At 60.7% G+C, this 18,433-nt stretch carries 18 protein-coding genes; 11 read left to right on the top strand and 7 right to left on the bottom strand.

What is annotated here, in order from left to right:
- The first annotated feature begins 15 nt into the window (after positions 1 to 15).
- On the top strand, positions 16 to 930 hold the full coding sequence (locus tag Q0O05_RS03160; protein WP_293660440.1) for a dihydrodipicolinate synthase family protein: 915 nt from the start codon (positions 16 to 18) through the stop codon (positions 928 to 930).
- Positions 931 to 1,221: 291 nt separating this feature from the next.
- Positions 1,222 to 2,703 (top strand): NAD-dependent succinate-semialdehyde dehydrogenase, encoded by a 1,482-nt coding sequence (locus tag Q0O05_RS03155; RefSeq protein WP_293660439.1) that lies wholly within the window; start codon positions 1,222 to 1,224, stop codon positions 2,701 to 2,703.
- A 33-nt stretch (positions 2,704 to 2,736) separates the two neighbouring features.
- Here the strand turns inward: Q0O05_RS03155 and Q0O05_RS03150 are convergent, their stop codons facing one another.
- Genes Q0O05_RS03150 through Q0O05_RS03140 form a run of 3 tightly spaced genes read right to left on the bottom strand, consistent with a single transcriptional unit; the run spans position 2,737 to position 4,662 of the window.
- The gene (locus Q0O05_RS03150; protein WP_293660438.1) at positions 2,737 to 3,231 is read right to left on the bottom strand and encodes a hypothetical protein; all 495 of its coding nucleotides are present in this window, start codon (positions 3,229 to 3,231) and stop codon (positions 2,737 to 2,739) included.
- Positions 3,232 to 3,282: 51 nt separating this feature from the next.
- The gene (locus Q0O05_RS03145) at positions 3,283 to 3,921 is read right to left on the bottom strand and encodes a CoA transferase subunit B (RefSeq protein WP_293660437.1); all 639 of its coding nucleotides are present in this window, start codon (positions 3,919 to 3,921) and stop codon (positions 3,283 to 3,285) included.
- 33 nt (positions 3,922 to 3,954) lie between these two features.
- Entirely contained in the window at positions 3,955 to 4,662 is a 708-nt protein-coding gene (locus Q0O05_RS03140) for a CoA transferase subunit A (RefSeq protein ID WP_293660436.1), read from the bottom strand.
- Positions 4,663 to 4,738: 76 nt separating this feature from the next.
- On the opposite strand from Q0O05_RS03140, the gene Q0O05_RS03135 reads away from it, so the two are divergent.
- Positions 4,739 to 5,188 (top strand): helix-turn-helix transcriptional regulator, encoded by a 450-nt coding sequence (locus tag Q0O05_RS03135; protein ID WP_293660435.1) that lies wholly within the window; start codon positions 4,739 to 4,741, stop codon positions 5,186 to 5,188.
- Between the two features lie 37 nt (positions 5,189 to 5,225).
- Here Q0O05_RS03135 and pcaC read toward each other — a convergent pair whose 3' ends face one another.
- Entirely contained in the window at positions 5,226 to 5,633 is a 408-nt protein-coding gene (gene pcaC, locus Q0O05_RS03130; RefSeq protein ID WP_293660434.1) for a 4-carboxymuconolactone decarboxylase, read from the bottom strand.
- 84 nt (positions 5,634 to 5,717) lie between these two features.
- Here pcaC and dnaG point away from each other — a divergent pair, with 84 nt between their 5' ends.
- Both dnaG and rpoD read left to right on the top strand, forming a co-directional pair.
- A complete protein-coding gene (gene dnaG, locus Q0O05_RS03125; RefSeq protein ID WP_293660433.1) occupies positions 5,718 to 7,721 on the top strand; it encodes a DNA primase in 2,004 nt (667 codons plus the stop codon).
- 232 nt (positions 7,722 to 7,953) lie between these two features.
- On the top strand, positions 7,954 to 10,257 hold the full coding sequence (rpoD, locus tag Q0O05_RS03120) for an RNA polymerase sigma factor RpoD (RefSeq protein WP_293660432.1): 2,304 nt from the start codon (positions 7,954 to 7,956) through the stop codon (positions 10,255 to 10,257).
- Between the two features lie 37 nt (positions 10,258 to 10,294).
- On the opposite strand, the gene Q0O05_RS03115 is transcribed toward rpoD, so the two are convergent.
- Positions 10,295 to 10,576: a late competence development ComFB family protein gene (locus Q0O05_RS03115; RefSeq protein WP_293660431.1), complete on the bottom strand. Its 282-nt coding sequence runs from the start codon at positions 10,574 to 10,576 to the stop codon at positions 10,295 to 10,297.
- Between the two features lie 248 nt (positions 10,577 to 10,824).
- Here Q0O05_RS03115 and Q0O05_RS03110 point away from each other — a divergent pair, with 248 nt between their 5' ends.
- From Q0O05_RS03110 to Q0O05_RS03085, 6 genes are all read left to right on the top strand, one after another.
- Positions 10,825 to 11,136: a winged helix-turn-helix transcriptional regulator gene (locus tag Q0O05_RS03110; protein ID WP_293660430.1), complete on the top strand. Its 312-nt coding sequence runs from the start codon at positions 10,825 to 10,827 to the stop codon at positions 11,134 to 11,136.
- Positions 11,137 to 11,293: 157 nt separating this feature from the next.
- A complete protein-coding gene (locus tag Q0O05_RS03105) occupies positions 11,294 to 11,647 on the top strand; it encodes an FKBP-type peptidyl-prolyl cis-trans isomerase (protein WP_293660429.1) in 354 nt (117 codons plus the stop codon).
- A 109-nt stretch (positions 11,648 to 11,756) separates the two neighbouring features.
- A complete protein-coding gene (gene grpE / locus Q0O05_RS03100; RefSeq protein WP_293660428.1) occupies positions 11,757 to 12,320 on the top strand; it encodes a nucleotide exchange factor GrpE in 564 nt (187 codons plus the stop codon).
- A 120-nt stretch (positions 12,321 to 12,440) separates the two neighbouring features.
- Positions 12,441 to 14,393, top strand: coding sequence for a molecular chaperone DnaK (gene dnaK / locus Q0O05_RS03095; protein WP_293660427.1), 1,953 nt, complete (start codon positions 12,441 to 12,443; stop codon positions 14,391 to 14,393).
- A 92-nt stretch (positions 14,394 to 14,485) separates the two neighbouring features.
- Positions 14,486 to 15,616, top strand: a complete 1,131-nt coding sequence (dnaJ, locus tag Q0O05_RS03090) for a molecular chaperone DnaJ (RefSeq protein ID WP_293660426.1) — start codon at positions 14,486 to 14,488, stop codon at positions 15,614 to 15,616.
- A gap of 12 nt (positions 15,617 to 15,628) precedes the next feature.
- Positions 15,629 to 16,588, top strand: coding sequence for a rhodanese-related sulfurtransferase (locus tag Q0O05_RS03085; protein ID WP_293660425.1), 960 nt, complete (start codon positions 15,629 to 15,631; stop codon positions 16,586 to 16,588).
- Between the two features lie 67 nt (positions 16,589 to 16,655).
- On the opposite strand, the gene Q0O05_RS03080 is transcribed toward Q0O05_RS03085, so the two are convergent.
- Positions 16,656 to 17,621: a nitronate monooxygenase family protein gene (locus tag Q0O05_RS03080; RefSeq protein ID WP_293660424.1), complete on the bottom strand. Its 966-nt coding sequence runs from the start codon at positions 17,619 to 17,621 to the stop codon at positions 16,656 to 16,658.
- 17 nt (positions 17,622 to 17,638) lie between these two features.
- Positions 17,639 to 18,433, bottom strand: a 795-nt coding sequence (locus Q0O05_RS03075; protein ID WP_293660423.1) for an acyl-CoA dehydrogenase C-terminal domain-containing protein, incomplete at its 5' end; no start/stop codon positions are given.

Here is an 18,433-nt window from a genome sequence, read left to right as displayed (position 1 = left end):
TCAAGGAAACGCGTTGTGCACCCCGACATCCATGGCTTATGGCCCGCACTGCTGACGCCGGTGGGAGCGGATGGTGCGATCGACACGCGGCGTGCGCTGGCACATGCGCGGCGCATGCGGGCCGCCGGGTGCGACGGCATCACCCTATTTGGAACCACCGGAGAAGGGCCCGCCTTCACCGTGGCCGAGCGACAGGGATTGCTGCAGGCCCTGCTCAATGACGGCATGCCGCCCGAACAGATCATCGTCAACCTCACTGCGCTGGCGCTGGATGATGCGATTGCGCTGGGACGCCACGCCAGCGGACTGGGCGTACACCGCGCGATGCTGATGCCGCCGTTTTACTTCAAACAACCCAAGGACGCCGGCGTCGTGCAGGTCGTATCCCGGGTGGTACGCGGTATCGGCAACGACGAATTGAAGCTGCTGCTTTATCACTTTCCAGCAATGAGCGCTTACGGCTTTTCTCACGCGGCTATCAAGGATCTGGTGACTGCGCACCCGGGGCAGGTGGTGGGCGTGAAAGACAGCAGCGGCAACATGGAACACGCCTACGGCCTGGCGCGCGCATTCCCCGACCTGTCGATTCTGGTGGGTACCGAGCCGCATGTTGCGCCGGTCATGGCCCGGGGCGGCTCGGGATCCATCAACGGGCTCTCTAACATCGCCCCCCGCCTGATGAAGCGGGTGATGAGCCGCCCCGACAAGGTGGCCTATGCCGATGAGCAACTGGTGCTCGATTTACTCAGGGTGCTCACGATCCGGCCCGGCATGCCCTTTGTCAGCGTGTACAAAGCCATGCTCGCCGAGCAAACCGGCGACAACACCTGGCTGAATGTGCGCGTACCGCTGAGTCCGCTGGAAAACGGCGAGCTGCTGGCGGTTCGCAATGGCTACCGCGCACTCGGCGCCGCACTCCAGCACCTGTGACAGACCCTTTTTCAAAAGACCGCCCCCCCAGTTCCTGCTGCTGGTGAACATGATGTTTCTGGTGCTGGGTTGCTTTCTGGTGTGTAGTTGCTGCTGTTTGTCACCAAGGCGCTGACGGGCACTCCAATCGGCGAGATGATGCGGGAAGGCCGGTTGTTTATGGTGATGCTCTTGTGCCTGCTGCTGGCCCTCCCGACTCTGGAACCCTCATTTTGCTACTATATTGATAGCTATTAGCGCATAAACAGTAAGCCCCAACGGCACTTTTACCTATAAATCAGGAGCTTTTTCATGTCCAACACCCCGCATCCGCAGCTGGCCCTTCTGAAGGACCCCAGCCTGCTCAAGACCGACGCGCTCATCAACGGGCAATGGGTGGCGGGCGCCAGCCGATTTGCGGTGACCGACCCGGCCAACGGCCAAGCAATTGCCGACGTTGCCAACCTCGGCCCCGCAGACGCCGCGACGGCCATAGCCGCTGCCAACGCCGCCTGGCCGGCCTGGCGCAGCAAGACCGCCAAGGAGCGCAGCATCATCCTGCGCAAGTGGTTTGATTTGCTGATGGCCAACCAGGAAGACCTGGCCCGCATCATGACCACCGAGCAGGGCAAGCCCTTCGCCGAGGCCAAGGGCGAAATCGCCTATGGCGCCAGCTTCGTGGAATGGTTTGCCGAAGAGGCCAAGCGCGTGAACGGCGAAACCCTGCCCCAGTTCGACAACAACCGCCGCATCGTGGTCATCAAGCAGCCCATTGGCGTGTGCGCTGCGATTACGCCGTGGAACTTTCCACTGGCGATGATTACCCGCAAGGTGGCGCCTGCCCTGGCTGCCGGCTGCCCGGTCATCATCAAACCGGCAGAGCTCACGCCCCTGACCGCGCTGGCAGCGGCTGAGCTGGCCGTTCGGGCCGGCATTCCGGCCGGCGTGCTCAACATGATTACCGCCGACGCTGCGCAATCGGTGGCGGTGGGCAAAGTGCTGTGCGAAAGCGATGTGGTGCGCCACCTGAGCTTCACCGGCTCCACCGAGGTGGGCCGCATCCTGATGGCGCAGTGCGCCCCCACGGTGAAAAAGCTGTCGTTGGAGCTGGGTGGCAATGCGCCGTTCATCGTGTTCGATGACGCGGATGTGGACTCCGCGGTGGAAGGCGCACTGGCCAGCAAATACCGCAATGCCGGCCAAACCTGTGTCTGCGCCAACCGCTTTTATGTGCAGGCGGGCGTGTACGAGGCGTTTGTCGCCAAGTTCACCGCCAAAGTGCGAACCATGAAAGTGGGCAACGGCTTTGAAGACGGCGTGGTGCAGGGTCCGCTGATTGAGGACGCGGCGGTGGCCAAGGTCCGGCGCCATGTGGAAGACGCACTGGCCAAGGGCGGCAAGCTCGAGACTGGCGGCAAAGCCCTGCAAGGTCAGTTCTTTGAGCCCACCGTGGTGTCCGGCGCCAGTGCCGACATGCTCTGCGCCCGGGAAGAAACCTTCGGGCCGTTTGCGCCGGTGTTCCGGTTCGAGACCGAGCAGCAGGCCATTGACGCGGCCAACGCCACCGAATTCGGCCTGGCTGCCTACTTCTACAGCCGCGACATCGGCCGTATCTACCGGGTGGGCGAGGCGCTGGAGTACGGCATGGTGGGGGTAAATGTGGGCATTCTGGCCACCGAACACGTGCCCTTCGGTGGCGTGAAGCAGTCCGGTCTGGGCCGCGAAGGCTCACACATGGGCATGGATGACTATGTGGAGGTGAAGTACCTCTGCCTGGGTGACATCCTCAAGTAAGCCACCGATACCAAGCGAAAAACTCAAAAGGGATCAGCCCAGCTCCGGCCCTTGGCTGTTGCTGGCACCGCGGGGCGTGCGGGTGGCGGTGTTGTTGTTCACCGACCATGGAATGGGCGTGGGCCGGTCCAGGGGCGCGACTTTGGTCAGCAGCGCCTGCCAGAAGAAACCGCTTTGGATGGCAATCACCGCAAACAGCATGTAGCTTTGCGAGCTGGAAGCCAGCCAGAGGTTGTAAACCGGCATGAACACAAAGGGCGACACCATCAGCGGCAGGCCGATGCGCAGCGCCTCCATGGATTCGAGCCCTCTCCCAAGGTTGAACAAATCCCAGTAGTAGCTGGTGAACATGCCCAGCACCATCCAGCAACCCAGATGCCACGCGTACACGATGGCATGGTTGCGCACCAAGAGCGCGATCCAGGCCGGCGAGGTCTCATCCGCATTCACGATGAGAACCATGAAAGCACCGGTGGTGATAAACACCAACAGGAATAAAAACGTGAGAAATTTAAGCGCTTTGGACATGATTTACCTCAGATGCGACACGCGGCATCTTACCCGTACCAGAGCCTGGATTCAGAGCAGACGAACGCCGGTTTTGGACTGAATCTCCTCGCGGCTCACACCGGGGGCCAGCTCAATGAGCTTCAGGCCCTCGGGGGTCACGTCCATCACGCCCAGGTCGGTGATGATGCGGTCCACCACGCCTACGCCGGTCAGCGGCAGGGTGCAGGAGGGCAGAATTTTGAGGTCGCTGGTGCCGTCTTTCTTTTTGGCGACGTGCTCCATCAACACAATCACGCGCTTCACGCCGGCCACCAGATCCATGGCGCCGCCCATGCCCTTAACCATCTTGCCCGGGATCATCCAGTTGGCCAGGTCGCCCTTCTCGCTCACCTGCATGGCGCCCAGGATGGACAAATTGATCTTGCCGCCGCGGATCATGGCAAAGCTCTGGTCGGAGCCAAAGATGCTGCTGCCCTTGATGGTGGTGACGGTTTGCTTACCGGCGTTGATCAGGTCGGCGTCCACCTCGTCCTCGGTGGGAAAAGCGCCAATGCCGAGCATGCCGTTTTCGCTTTGCAGCCACACCTCTTTGTCGGCGGGCACATGGTTGGCCACCAGGGTCGGGATGCCGATGCCCAGGTTCACATAAAACCCGTCTTCCAGCTCGTGGGCGGCGCGGGCTGCCATTTGGTCTTGATTCCAGCTCATGGTGAGACTCCTGCTTGTTCTGTAGCGGCGGGCTTAGGCGCCGGCCTTTTCGGTGACGGTGCGCTTTTCGATGCGCTTCTCGGGTGTGGCGTTGAGCACGATACGGTGCACATAAATGCCCGGCAGGTGCACCATATCGGGGGCGATGTCACCGGTCTCGACGATTTCTTCCACTTCCACCACGGTGATCTTGCCGGCCATGGCCACGGCGGGGTTGAAGTTGCGGGCGGTAAAGCGGAACTGCAGGTTGCCCGACTTGTCGGCGCGGTACGCCTTCACCAGCGCCACATCCGGCACCAGCGAGCGCTCCATCACATAGGTCTCGCCATCAAACTCGCGCAGCTCCTTGCCATCGGCCACGATGGTGCCCACGCCGGTCTTGGTGAAAAAGGCCGGAATGCCCGCGCCGCCTGCGCGCAGCTTTTCGGCCAGCGTGCCTTGGGGAGTGAATTCCAGCTCCAGCTCGCCGGCCAGGTACTGGCGCTCGAATTCCTTGTTTTCGCCCACGTAGCTGGAGATCATTTTTTTGATCTGCCGGGTCTCCAGCAGCTTGCCCAGGCCAAAGCCGTCCACACCGGCGTTGTTGGAGATGGCAACCAGGTTCTTCGCGCCGCTGTCCCGCAGCGCGTCAATCAGCGCCTCAGGAATACCGCACAGCCCGAAACCGCCCACCGCCAGCAACTGGCCGTCCTGGATGATGCCTTGAAGCGCCGCCGCGGCGCTGGGGAAAATCTTGTTCACTGCGCAAATCTCCTGGGAAGTTTGAAACAACACAGACATAACGATACTACGTAACCTTGACAGGGCCGGATGCCGTTTGGCGCTGCGACACTACACTGACGCCCTCGAGGGCAAATTCAATTGCTACAAAAAAAGAAGCAGTCTGCGCCGGATTGATGCGCGCCAGCGCACGGAAATTTCTTTAAGTTCGCACCACCATGGTGCCTTTGGAGGACTCGCCACCATGGAAAATCCGGACGATTTAACAAGCTGTGTGAATGAATGTGTTGGTAATAAAACGCCATCGCCGGACACTCCCGCCGTGAATAAAGACCAGATAAATTACAAGCTCATCGTTGGAAAACGGATCAAACTGCTGAGACAGGAACTAGACGTCTCACAGGAGGTGTTGGCAGAGCGATGCGGGATTTACCGCACCTACCTGAGCCGCATCGAATCCGGCTCGGCCAATCCCACTTTGTTGGTTCTCGTTGCGCTCGCTGACTCGCTCGACGTGTCGCCGGCGCAGCTGCTCATGGACCTGTGATCACGCCTTCGCCGCGGTCTCGCGGGTTGGCATGACATCAGGACTGCGCAGAGACCACCTCGTTGGCCGAGCGAAAGGCATCCACCGCCGCAGGCACTCCGCAGTACACCGCGGCATGAAGTAGCACCTCCTGAATCTCCTCGGGCGTGGCGCCGTTGTTGAGCGCGCCTCGCACATGGCCTTTAAGCTCCTGCTGCTTGCCCAGCGCGGTCAGCAAAGCGACCGTGATCAGGCTGCGGGTTTTGAGCTCCAGCCCGGGGCGCTGCCACACATCGCCCCACGCTGCGCGAGTAATGTGTTCCTGCATCGGGGCAGTAAATGTTGTCGCACCCCGGAGAGCCGCATCCACAAACGCATCGCCCATCACCTGTCTGCGGGTGGCAAGGCCTTGGGCAAATGCCTCGGGATGGTTGCTCTCGGGAAGGCTGGGGGCGGGTGTTGTCATGCGGGGAAACTCCTGAGGTGTTTGCCGTAACCGGCGGGCTGGGGCGCAGTATCGCAGCGCAAAGCAGCTCCCTACAATCGCTCCATGGGCATCCCGCAAACCTTCATCCAGGAGCTGATCGCGCGCACGGACGTGGTGGAGATCGTGGGCCGCTATGTGCAGCTCAAAAAGGGTGGCGCCAATTTCATGGGGCTGTGCCCCTTCCACGGTGAGAAATCGCCCTCGTTCTCGGTGAGCCCCGCCAAGCAGTTCTACCACTGCTTTGGCTGCGGAAAAAACGGCAACGCCATCAGCTTTTTGATGGACCACGCCGGCATGACTTTTGTGGAAGCCGTTAGAGATTTGGCCGGCCAATACGGTATGGTCGTGCCCGAGGAAGAAGGCAGCCCGCAGGACCGCGCCCGAGCCCGCGCTCAGCGTGAGCGGCAAAACACCCTCAGCAGCGTGCTCGAGAAAGCCTGCGACGCTTACAAGCGCGGGCTCAAAGACTCCCCCCGCGCCATCGACTACTTGAAGGGCCGGGGCCTCTCTGGCGAGGTCGCCAAGCAATTCGGCCTGGGCTATTCCCCCGAGGGCTGGCGCACTCTGGCAAGTGTTTTCCCTGAATACGACGACCCGTTGCTGGTGGAAAGCGGCCTGGTGATCCTGCACGAGGCAGAGGGCGGCGCCGAAGAAAAACGCTACGATCGCTTCCGCGACCGGGTGATGTTTCCCATCCGCAACATCAAGGGCGAATGCATCGGCTTTGGCGGCCGCGTGCTCGGTGATGAGAAGCCCAAGTACCTCAATTCCCCCGAGACGCCGGTGTTCAGCAAGGGGCGCGAGCTCTATGGCCTGTTCGAGGCCCGCAGCCACTTGCGGGAGCACGGCTATGTGCTGGTGACTGAGGGGTACATGGACGTGGTGGCACTGGCACAGCTGGGTTTTCCCAATGCGGTGGCCACCCTGGGCACGGCCTGTACGCACGAACACGTACAAAAGTTGTTTCGCTTTACCGATGCGGTGGTGTTTAGCTTCGACGGGGACGCTGCCGGCCGGCGCGCGGCACGCAAGGCGCTGGACGGAGCCATGGCCTTTGCGACCGATGTGCGCAGCATCAAGTTCTTGTTTTTGCCCGCCGAGCACGACCCCGACAGCTTCATCCGCGCCTACGGCAAAGACGCCTTTGCCGACTATGTGGCCAAGGCCACACCCCTGAGCCGCTTTCTTATGGAGGCGGCGCAAGAGGGCTGCGACCTCACCACCGCCGAAGGGCGCGCCCGCATGGCCAGCAACGCACGCCCCCTGTGGAGCCAGCTGCCCGAGGGCGCGCTTAAATTGCAGCTGCTGGGAGAAATCGCCCAACTGGTACAACTGGGCAGCAGCGAGCTGGGCGCCTTGTGGGCGAGCAGCGCCGCCAAATCCGGCGCTCCCAAGGCTGCGGTGCCCCGCGCTGATACGGCGGCGCCCCCCACCAGCAAGCTGCAAGACAGCGGCTTCACCCACTTGGAAGAGCCCGCAGGATTTGCCGAGCCTTGGATCCCCCACGAGGAATGGAAAAAGAAGACCGCCTGGAAGAAAGACGGCTGGACCCCGCGCAGTAAGGGCGAACGAAGCGGCGCGCCGCGCGCCGCGGGCCCCTTGTCGCGCCCGGACAGCAGAGCCGATCTGGCAGCGCGCATCGTGCTCAACCACAGTGAGCTGTGGGACATTCTCTCCAGCGAAGACCACGCACTGCTGTGCGAACTGCCGTCGCCGCACGGCGAATTGTTTATCTGGCTGGAGAGCCAGCTGCATCAGCACGGCCCGGTCTCGCGCGGCACCTTGAAAGAAGAGTTCATAGGCCACCCGGCCGAAGATTTAGTCCAGCGACTAACCGCCGGTCCGCTCATCGCGGCCGAACCGGTTAGCGCGTCGGGGCCGGAGCTGCGCGACCTGCTCAACCGCATGCTGATTGACCGCATCAAAGTGCAGGAAACGCAGGCCATTGCAGCGGTAAGCCAAGACTCCCACGCCCTGCAACGCTATCGCGACTTGCAATTGCGGCGCAAACAGCTCGAAATTTCCCTGCAAGCCGTCAATGCCGCGGGCTCAGGGGCGGCCAACTAAGTTGCGCCTATAATGTCCGGTTCGGCAAGAGCGACAGCAGCACCTCCGGGCCCGGCCAACGTGAACACTTCATCACATGGCCACCTCACCGCAAGGACTGCATCCCAAATGATCGCCCTCCCATCTTGCCTTTGGGGAATCGGATTCCCTGCCTCGCCACTACACCGCCCCGCGCAACGTAGCCGGCAACCCGCCCTGTCGTTCATCTGTTTTGTCGTCCTGAGGTCTTTGCATGCCCGCTTCGAAATCCGTCAAGCCCGAAATAAATTCGCCGGCAGTGCCCGCCACAAAATCCAAAGCCAAAACCCCGGCCAGCAGCGTAGCGGCCGAGGTGGAAGAAACCACCAAGCCCAAGGCGCCCGCCAAAGCAGCTGCAAAGCCCGCCGAGAAGGCGACTCCGAAAGCTGCCGTAAAAACTCCGGCTGCCTCCAAGGCTGCAGCAGCTAAAAAACCTGCCGCCACCAAACGCGGTGCCAAAGCCGCAGCAGGCCCGGGCACAGCGGCGGCTGACGATATGGACATGTCCGACATTGAAGCGGATTTGGCCGGCGAGCCCGAAGTGGCGGACGCCGGCGGCGAAAAGGTCAAGCCCCTGCGCATGAAGATCAGCAAGGCCAAAGAGCGCGCCTTGATGAAAGAGTTCGGCCTGGACGAGACCGTGCTCTCCGAAGAAGACATGGCCAAGCGCCGTGCGCGCCTGAAGGCCCTGATCACGCTGGGCAAGACCCGCGGCTACCTGACACACGGCGAGATCTCCGACCACTTGCCCGACAAGCTGGTCGATGCAGAAACGCTGGAGGTCGTGATCTCCATGTTGAACGACATGGGCGTGGCGGTGTACGAACAGACCCCCGACGCAGAAACCCTGCTGCTGAACAACAACGTCTCGACCGCAGCCACCGTTGAAGAAGCCGAAGAAGAAGCTGAAGCCGCTCTATCCACTGTGGACAGCGAGTTCGGCCGCACCACCGATCCGGTGCGCATGTACATGCGCGAAATGGGCACCGTGGAACTGCTAACCCGCGAAGGCGAAATTGAAATCGCCAAGCGCATTGAAGGCGGCCTGATGGACATGATGGAGGCGATCTCCGCCTCGCCTGCGACCATCGCCGAAATCCTGCGTCTGGGCGAAGATATCCGCGAAGGCAAGATCGTCATCACCACTGTGGTGGACGGCTTCTCCAACCCCAACGAGGCCGATGACTATGTGGCCGAAGAAGACTTCGACGAGTTCGACGAAGCCGACGACGACGATGGCAAGGGCGGCTCCAAGGCACTGACCAAGAAGCTCGAAGAGCTCAAGAAGCAGGCGCTGGAACGGTTCGACCATATGCGCGAGCTGTTCGAGAAAGTACACAAGATTTACGACAAGGAGGGCTACGGCACGCCCGCCTATGTGAAGGCACAAAAAGCTCTGAGCGAAGAGCTGATGACCATCCGCTTCACCGCCAAGGCCATCGAGAAGCTGTGCGACATGGTGCGCTCGCAGGTAGACGATGTGCGCAAGAAGGAGCGCGAATTGCGGCGCATCATCGTGGACAAGTGCGGCTATTCGCAGGACTTGTTCATCGCTGACTTCAGCGGACGCGACAAGGCCGGAAACCGGGTGGCCTCCAACCTGCTGAACCTGCAATGGATTGAAAAGCAAGCCGCCTCGGGCAAGCCATGGGCGGCCGTCATGGGCCGCAACATCCCGCCGGTGCAGGACCTGCAGCAAAAACTGATCGACCTGCAAGCGCAGGTGGTGGTTCCGCTGGACCGGCTCAAAGACATCAACAAGCGCATGAACGAGGGCGAATACGCCTCCCGCGCTGCCAAGAAAGAAATGATCGAGGCCAACTTGCGGCTGGTGATCTCGATTGCCAAGAAATACACCAACCGCGGGCTGCAGTTCCTCGATCTGATTCAGGAAGGCAACATCGGCCTGATGAAGGCGGTGGACAAGTTTGAATACCGCCGCGGTTACAAATTCTCGACCTATGCCACCTGGTGGATCCGCCAGGCCATCACCCGCTCGATTGCGGACCAGGCGCGCACCATCCGTATTCCGGTCCACATGATCGAGACCATCAACAAGATGAACCGCATCAGCCGCCAGCATCTGCAGGAGTTCGGCTTCGAGCCGGATGCGTCGGTGTTAGCCGCGAAGATGGAAATCCCCGAAGACAAGATCCGCAAGATCATGAAGATCGCCAAGGAGCCCATCTCCATGGAAACACCGATCGGGGACGACGACGACAGCCACCTGGGCGACTTCATCGAAGACAGCGCGAACACCGCGCCTATGGAAGCGGCCATGCAGGCCGGCCTGCGCGATGTGGTGAAGGACATTCTGGACAGCCTGACTCCCCGTGAAGCCAAGGTTCTGCGCATGCGTTTCGGTATCGAGATGACATCCGACCATACGCTGGAAGAGGTTGGCAAGCAGTTCGACGTGACCCGTGAACGCATTCGCCAGATTGAAGCCAAGGCGCTTCGCAAGCTCAAGCACCCCAGCCGCTCGGACAAGCTGCGCAGCTTTACCGATACGCTGTAAGCAAGGGGGTTTTACCTGCCACCCGGGTTGACGCAGGTCAGCCCGGTGGCTCGTGAATACGCTCGCCCACGAACCGGAATGCGAAATTGAGCGCGTCGTCAACCTTGCGGTCGAGCTCTTCCCGGTCTGCTGCCGTCATGTAGAAAATCAGATCCACGTCATGACGCACATAGCGGGCGGGCAACTGGTTCAGCGCCACACAGGCCACATCGGTGAGCATGTCATGGTTGTAGCGGGGGAAGTACTCGGAGCGGCGCACGACCTCTTCGAATACAACGCGTTCATAGTAGTTATGAACCTCTTCAAAATTGAAATGCATGTTTCAACCTCTGACCCAGTCCTGCTCGCCGCAAAGTTTTTGACACGCCATCGTATCAGCAGTGTCTGAAGCTATTGGTATTTTCCCTGTCTATTCAATCAAAAAAGTCGGTTAACCCCCATAGTCTATGCGCAGACAGCTATGAAACTTGTAGCAAAATAAAATCTGCGCTATAGTTTCTCAAGTTAATTTGCAGCAGCGGCGGAGCGCGCTGCAGCGTCATCAGTTCAACGTCAAAGGGTCAGGTAATGAGTGCAAAAGAATCGGCTGCGGTGAGTCAACTGTTGGAGCTACTGGAATCCCGCTACGCAATCCGGGTGCTGTGGGCTCTGCGTGATGGTCACGCCCAAACCTTTCGCCTCCTTCAAGATAGCGTAGGCGGCATCACCCCCAACACCCTGAACACCCGTATCAAAGAACTTCGCGAAGCAGGCCTGCTGACCCACGGCGCAGACGGCTATGTGGTCACAGCGTCAGGCGCCGACTTGCTCAAGCGCCTGGGCGATGTGCAGGCCTTTGCGGTCAAGTGGTCCACCGCCCTGGCCAAAAAAGCCAAATAACCAAGCACTCCCGGCAGCTTGCCTAGCGCTCTGCCAACCCAAAAGACAGGCAGCGCCTGTCTTTTTTTCGCTCGGGCATAATTTAGGGCTGATTCAGCCCCAGCGCCCGATCTGCGAGCGCAACCAGCTACATTTTTCATAGCAAAAGGACTCGACCATGCCGACCACAGCCAGCGGACTCCAATTCGAAGACACCACCGAGGGCACCGGCCCGGAGGCCCAAAAAGGCCAAAGCGTGAGCGTGCACTACACCGGCTGGCTGTACAACGACGGCGTGCAGGGTGCCAAGTTTGACTCCAGCAAAGACCGCAACGATCCCTTCGTCTTCCACTTGGGCGCCGGAATGGTCATCCGCGGCTGGGACGAGGGCGTGGCCGGCATGAAGGTCGGCGGTGCGCGTACCCTGATCATTCCTGCCGAATTGGGCTATGGCGCACGGGGCGCCGGTGGCGTCATCCCGCCGAACGCAACCCTGAAATTCGATGTAGAGCTTCTGGACGTCCGCAGCTAAACCTGCGCGAGGGCTGTTTTGACAGTGGGCGCGCGCTGCGCCCTACCCCTTGAAACAGGGCATTGCGTCGCCATATGCGGCGCAACCCTGTGCAACTTGACTTATCAACATGCCTGACACCCCCAGCAACACCAGCCCCGACATGGCCTCTGCCATGGCGCAATCCCCGGAAGAAATCATGGCCGCCGCACATGCAAATGAAGCGGACGCCCTGAGCGCCACGCAGGCCGAATTGGCCACCCTCAAAGCCAAGAGCGCCGAACTCGCTGACCAATACCTGCGCGCCAAGGCCGAGGCCGAAAACGCCCGCCGCCGCGCAGACGATGAAATTTCCAAGGCGCGCAAGTTCGCGGTCGAGAGCTTTGCAGAGAGCCTGCTGCCGGTAACCGACAGCCTCGAGGCGGGTCTGGTCATTAAAGACGCCACGCCCGAACAAATCCGCGAAGGCGCACAAGCCACCCTGCGCCAGCTGGTGGCGGCGCTGGAGCGCAACAAGGTCATCGCCATCGCCCCCACGGCCGGCACCAAGTTCGACCCCCACCAGCACCAGGCCATCAGTGTCGTGCCGTCCGAGCAGGAAGCCAACACCGTGGTCAGTGTGCTGCAAAAGGGCTACTCCATTGCAGACCGCGTGTTGCGTCCCGCGCTGGTCACCGTGTCTGCGCCCAAGTAAGTACGGCGGCGCACATTACCGACCGAACAAGCCAAATTTTTCGTGCTGCGGGCACTTGAAACGTGTGGCGAAGCCCACACGTTATTTACATCTGAATTTTCTAAGTTTTAGGAGTACACCATGGGAAGAATCATCGGCATCGACTTGGGCACCACCAACAGCTGTGTGGCCGTGATGGAGGGCAACGCCCCCAAAGTGATTGAAAACGCCGAAGGCGCGCGCACCACTCCGTCGATCATTGCTTACCAGGAAGACGGCGAAGTACTGGTGGGCGCATCGGCCAAGCGCCAGGCGGTCACCAACCCCAGGAACACGCTGTACGCCGTCAAGCGCCTGATTGGCCGCAAGTTCACTGAAAAAGAAGTTCAAAAAGACATCGACCTGATGCCCTACACCATTGCCGCCGCCGACAACGGCGACGCATGGGTCGAAGTGCGCGGCAACAAGCTCGCACCCCAGCAGGTCAGCGCCGACGTGCTGCGCAAGATGAAGAAAACCGCAGAAGACTACCTCGGCGAAGAAGTGACCGAGGCTGTCATCACCGTGCCGGCGTACTTTAACGACGCGCAGCGCCAAGCTACCAAAGACGCCGGCCGCATTGCCGGCCTCGATGTGAAGCGCATCATCAACGAACCCACCGCGGCTGCGCTGGCCTTCGGCCTGGACAAAAACGAAAAGGGCGACCGCAAGATTGCGGTGTATGACCTTGGTGGCGGCACCTTTGACGTCTCCATCATCGAAATCGCTGATGTGGATGGTGAAAAACAATTCGAGGTGCTCTCCACCAATGGCGACACCTTCCTCGGCGGCGAAGACTTCGACCAGCGCATCATCGACTTCATCATTGCCGAGTTCAAAAAGGACCAGGGCGTGGACCTGTCGAAAGACGTGCTGGCACTGCAACGCCTGAAGGAATCTGCTGAGAAGGCCAAGATCGAGCTCTCCAGCAGCGCGCAAACTGACATCAATCTGCCCTACATCACCGCCGATGCCACAGGCCCCAAGCACCTGAACATCAAGCTGACCCGCGCAAAGCTCGAGTCGCTGGTAGAAGAGTTGATTGAACGCACGATTTCCCCCATCCGCACGGCGCTCAAGGATGCCGGCGTGTCGGCCTCTGACATCCACGATGTGATTCTGGTCGGCGGCATGACCCGCATGCCCAAGGTGCAGGAAAAGGTCAAGGAACTCTTCGGTAAAGAACCCCGCAAAGACGTAAACCCCGACGAAGCGGTGGCTGTGGGCGCGGCGATTCAAGGCCAGGTGCTCTCCGGCGACCGCAAGGACGTGCTGCTCTTGGACGTCACCCCTCTGTCTTTGGGTATCGAAACCCTGGGCGGCGTGATGACCAAGATGATCACCAAGAACACCACCATCCCCACCAAGTTTGCGCAAACATTCTCGACCGCCGAGGACAACCAGCCTGCTGTAACCATCAAGGTGTTCCAGGGCGAGCGCGAAATTGCTGCGGTCAACAAGATGCTGGGCGAATTCAACCTTGAAGGCATTCCCCCTGCCACCCGCGGCACACCGCAAATCGAAGTGTCGTTTGACATCGACGCGAACGGCATCCTGCATGTGGGCGCCAAAGACAAGGGCACGGGCAAGGAAAACAAAATCACCATCAAGGCCAACTCCGGCCTGTCCGAAGCTGAAATCCAGCAAATGGTGAAGGACGCCGAACTCAACGCCGCTGACGACAAGAAAAAGCTCGAACTGGTGCAAACCCGCAACGAAGCCGAAGCCAACGCCCACAGCGTCAAAAAGAGCCTCGCCGAGTACGGCGAAAAGCTCGAAGCGGACGAGAAGGAAAAAATTGAAGCGGCCCTGAAGGACGTCGAAGAGATCCTGAAGTCGGACGACAAGGACGCCATCAAAGCCAAGAGCGAAGCGCTGATGGCCGCGAGTCAGAAGCTGGGCGAGAAAATGTACGCTGACATGCAGGCCAAGCAAGCGGCTGAGGCCGGCACCGCCGAGCAAGCGGCCCCTCAGGAAAACGCACAGACATCCTCCAAGCCGGCGCACGACGACAATGTCGTTGACGCCGAAGTAAAGGAAGTCAAAAAAGGCTGAGCCGGCTAACGAGCGCAGCATACAAGATGCCGCGTTGAACGCCGATTGGGGTTCAACGCGGCTTTTCTGTTGTAAAAAGACACAAGACACACATGGCCAAACGCGACTATTACGAAGTTCTGGGCGTGCCCAAGGGCGCGCCGGAAGAAGAAATCAAAAAGGCGTATCGCAAACTGGCGATGAAGTTTCACCCTGACCGCAATCAGGGAGAAGCTGCCAAAGCCGCGGAAGAGAAGTTCAAGGAGGTCAAAGAGGCCTACGAGATGCTTTCCGACGCCCAGAAGCGCGCGGCCTACGACCAGTACGGCCACGCAGGCGTTGACCCCAACCGCGGAGCGGGCGGAGCAGAAGGCTATGGCGGTTTTGCCGAGGCCTTCGGCGACATTTTTGGTGACATGTTCGGTCAGCAGCGCGGTGGTGCGCGGGGCGGGCGGCAGGTGTACCGTGGCAGCGATTTGAGCTACGCCATGGAAATCACGCTCGAAGAAGCTGCCCGCGGCAAAGACGCGCAAATCCGCATTCCCAGCTGGGACGGCTGCGAACCCTGCAAAGGCACTGGTGCCAAGCCCGGCACCCAGATCAAGACCTGCGGCACCTGCAACGGCAGCGGCTCGGTGCAAATGCGCCAAGGTTTTTTTAGTGTGCAGCAAACCTGCCCCACCTGCCGCGGCAATGGCAAGGTGATTCCCGAGCCCTGCACCAGCTGCCAAGGGCAAGGCAAGATCAAGCGACAAAAGACGCTGGAAGTCAAAATTCCCGCTGGTATTGACGGTGGCATGCGCATCCGGAGTGCCGGCAACGGCGAGCCCGGCACCAACGGAGGCCCTCCGGGCGACCTCTACATCGAGATCCGGCTCAAAAAGCACGACATCCTCGAGCGCGACGGTGACGACCTGCATTGCTCAGTGCCAATCAGCTTCGTCACCGCAGCCCTGGGTGGCGAAATCGACGTGCCCACGCTGGCCGGCAAAGCCGCGATAGATATTCCCGAAGGCACGCAAACCGGCAAGCAGTTCCGCCTGCGGGGCAAGGGCATCAAGGGTGTGCGCTCCAGCTACCCCGGTGATTTGTACTGCCACATTCTGGTGGAGACACCGGTCAAGCTCACCGAGCATCAACGCAAGTTGCTCAAAGACCTGGACGATTCCTTCAAGAAGGGCGGCAGCAAGCATTCGCCGTCAGGCGACACCTGGACCGACCGGCTGAAGAACTTCTTCAGCTAACGCCTACGGCGCATGGCCAGCCCCGCCTACCTCACTGCGGCCTTTTACAAGTTCGTCGATCTCCCCGACTACGCGCAGCGGCGTGATCCGCTGTTGGTGTTGTGTGAAAGCCGAAACGTCAAGGGCATGATTTTGCTGGCGCGTGAGGGCATCAATAGCACGATTGCCGGTTTGCCGGATGATGTGCATGCGGTGCTGGCCCACTTGCGGGCGGACCCATTGTTGGCCGACCTGCAGCACAAAGAATCGTTCTCCGAGAAAGCGCCCTTCTACCGCATGAAGGTGCGGCTGAAAAAGGAGATCGTGACCATGCAGGTGCCCGGCATCAGCCCTATCCACATGGCTGGCACCTATGTGAAGCCGCAGGACTGGAACACCCTGATTTCGGACCCTGACGTAGTGGTCGTGGATACCCGCAACGACTACGAGATCGAAATCGGCACCTTCGCCGGCGCGGTGGATCCGAAAATCAAGAGCTTTGCAGAGCTACCGGCCTGGGTGGAGCAATCAGAGTTGCTTGGCCGCGCGGGCAAGAAGCCGAAGGTCGCGATGTTTTGCACCGGCGGCATTCGCTGCGAAAAATCAACGGCTTATCTGCGCCAGCGCGGCTATGACGAGGTCTACCACCTGGAGGGCGGCATCCTCAAGTACCTCGAGACTATCCCCCCGGAACAAAGCCTATGGCAAGGCGAATGCTTTGTATTTGATGAGCGGGTGTCGGTTGGGCACGGGTTGGTACCGGGGCAACACGGCCTGTGCCGTGCCTGCCGCCAACCGCTGGAGGATGGTGCCCAAGAGTCGCCGCTGTTTGAGGCCGGCGTCAGCTGCCCGCGCTGCCACGCCCACACCAGCGACATCCAAAAAGCCAGCGCCCGCGAGCGCCAGCGCCAGTGGGAATTAGCCAAACGCCGCCAGATGGTTCACATCGGCGCTACCTTGCCGCAAACGACTTCCTCGATGCCGAAGTCTTAAGCGACTGTGACGTCGGGCGGATTTTCAGCCTCGGCCGCGCGCAACCGTCCGGGACGCTCCGGTCCTCTTAATCGTAATTGCGCGCAAGCAGGCCGGCGCGGGCTGCAGCGTATTCACGCTTGAGCTGGGCCACGAAGTCTGCGGTGGGCTGGATTTTGTCGACCGCACCGATGCCCTGGCCGCAGCCCCAAATGTCTTTCCACGCCTTGGTGGCCGCGCCGCCGAAGTCCATTTTGCTGGGGTCACTCTCGGGCAGGTTCGCTGGGTCCAGTCCCGCGGCGCGAATGCTGGGGGCAAGGTAATTGCCGTGAACGCCGGTAAACAGGTTGCTGTAAACGATAGCATCCGAGTTGTTGTCGACGATGGCCTGTTTGTAGTCTTGCGAGGCGCGAGCCTCCTCGGTGGCGATAAAGGCGGACCCGATGTAGGCGAAATCTGCGCCCATGGCTTGCGCAGCCAGTACGGCCGCGCCACTCGCGATGGAACCCGAGAGGGCCAATGGGCCATCAAACCATTGCCGGATTTCCTGTACCAGCGCAAACGGGCTCTTCACGCCCGCATGTCCACCGGCACCCGCAGCCACAGCGATGAGTCCGTCGGCGCCTTTATCGATGGCCTTGTGGGCGTGTTGGTTGTTGATGATGTCGTGCAGCACCACCCCGCCATAGCTGTGGGCCGCCGCGTTGATTTCTTCGCGTGCGCCCAGCGAGGTGATGATGATGGGCACCTTGTACTTCACGCACAGGGCCATGTCGTGTTCCAGCCGGTCGTTGCTCTTGTGCACGATCTGGTTGATGGCAAAGGGCGCGGCCGGTTTATCGGGATGCGCTGTGTTGTAGGCCGCCAGCGCTTCGGTGATCTCTTTCAGCCAGTCATCGAGCTGCTCAGCCGGCCGTGCGTTGAGCGCCGGCATCGAGCCCACTACGCCCGCAATGCACTGGGCAATCACCAGCTTGGGGTTGCTGACAATGAACAGCGGCGAGCCGATGACAGGAAACGGCAGCCTATCCAGCGGCGCAGGCAATGTAGACATGGAACTTCCTCGGTGTGTCAGAACGCATCCAGCGGCAGCGCGGTGACGCTTTCTGCGCCCTCCACAATGCTGTCGCGCAGACCGCCGGCTTTGCACAAGATGTGGTCGGCGTAAAACCGGGCGGTGGTGACCTTTGCTTGCATGAAGGCCACATCCTCGCCGGCCGCCATGGCTTTTTCAGCCACCAGCAGGGCGCGCGCCATTTGCCAGCCGGCCATTAAATTACCGGCCAGCATCAGGTAGGGGACGCTACCGGCGTACACAGCGTTGGGGCTGGCTTTGGAGCTCGCAGCCACAAAGTCCACCACATCGACAAAGGCTTCGCGCGCCGCCTTCAGGCGCTTGGCAACGCCCAGCGCATCGGCAGAACCGCTGGCCATGAGCTCGGACTCCGTAGCGGCCACCTGGGACGCGATGCCTTTGGCAATCTGCCCGCCATCACGCCCTGTCTTGCGCCCTACCAGATCGTTGGCCTGGATGGCAGTGGTGCCTTCGTAGATGGTCAGGATTTTGGCGTCGCGGTAATACTGCGCCGCGCCAGTTTCTTCAATAAAGCCCATGCCGCCGTGAACCTGCACGCCCAGGGAGGTGACCTCCAAGCTCACCTCGGTGCTAAAGCCCTTGACCAAGGGCACCATGAATTCATAGAAGGCCTGGTTCTGCTTGCGGGCATCGGCATCGGGGTGGTGGTGGGCTGCATCAAAGGCGCTGGCAGCCACGCTGGCCAGTGCTCGGCATCCCTCGGTGTAGGCGCGCATGGTCATGAGCATGCGACGCACATCGGGATGGTGAATGATGGGCGCACTGCCGGG

It is taken from the genome of Rhodoferax sp. OV413, assembly GCF_945881795.1.
Taxonomy (GTDB): Bacteria; Pseudomonadota; Gammaproteobacteria; order Burkholderiales; family Burkholderiaceae_C; genus Allorhodoferax.
This window is presented reverse-complemented; position numbering and strand designations above follow the sequence as displayed.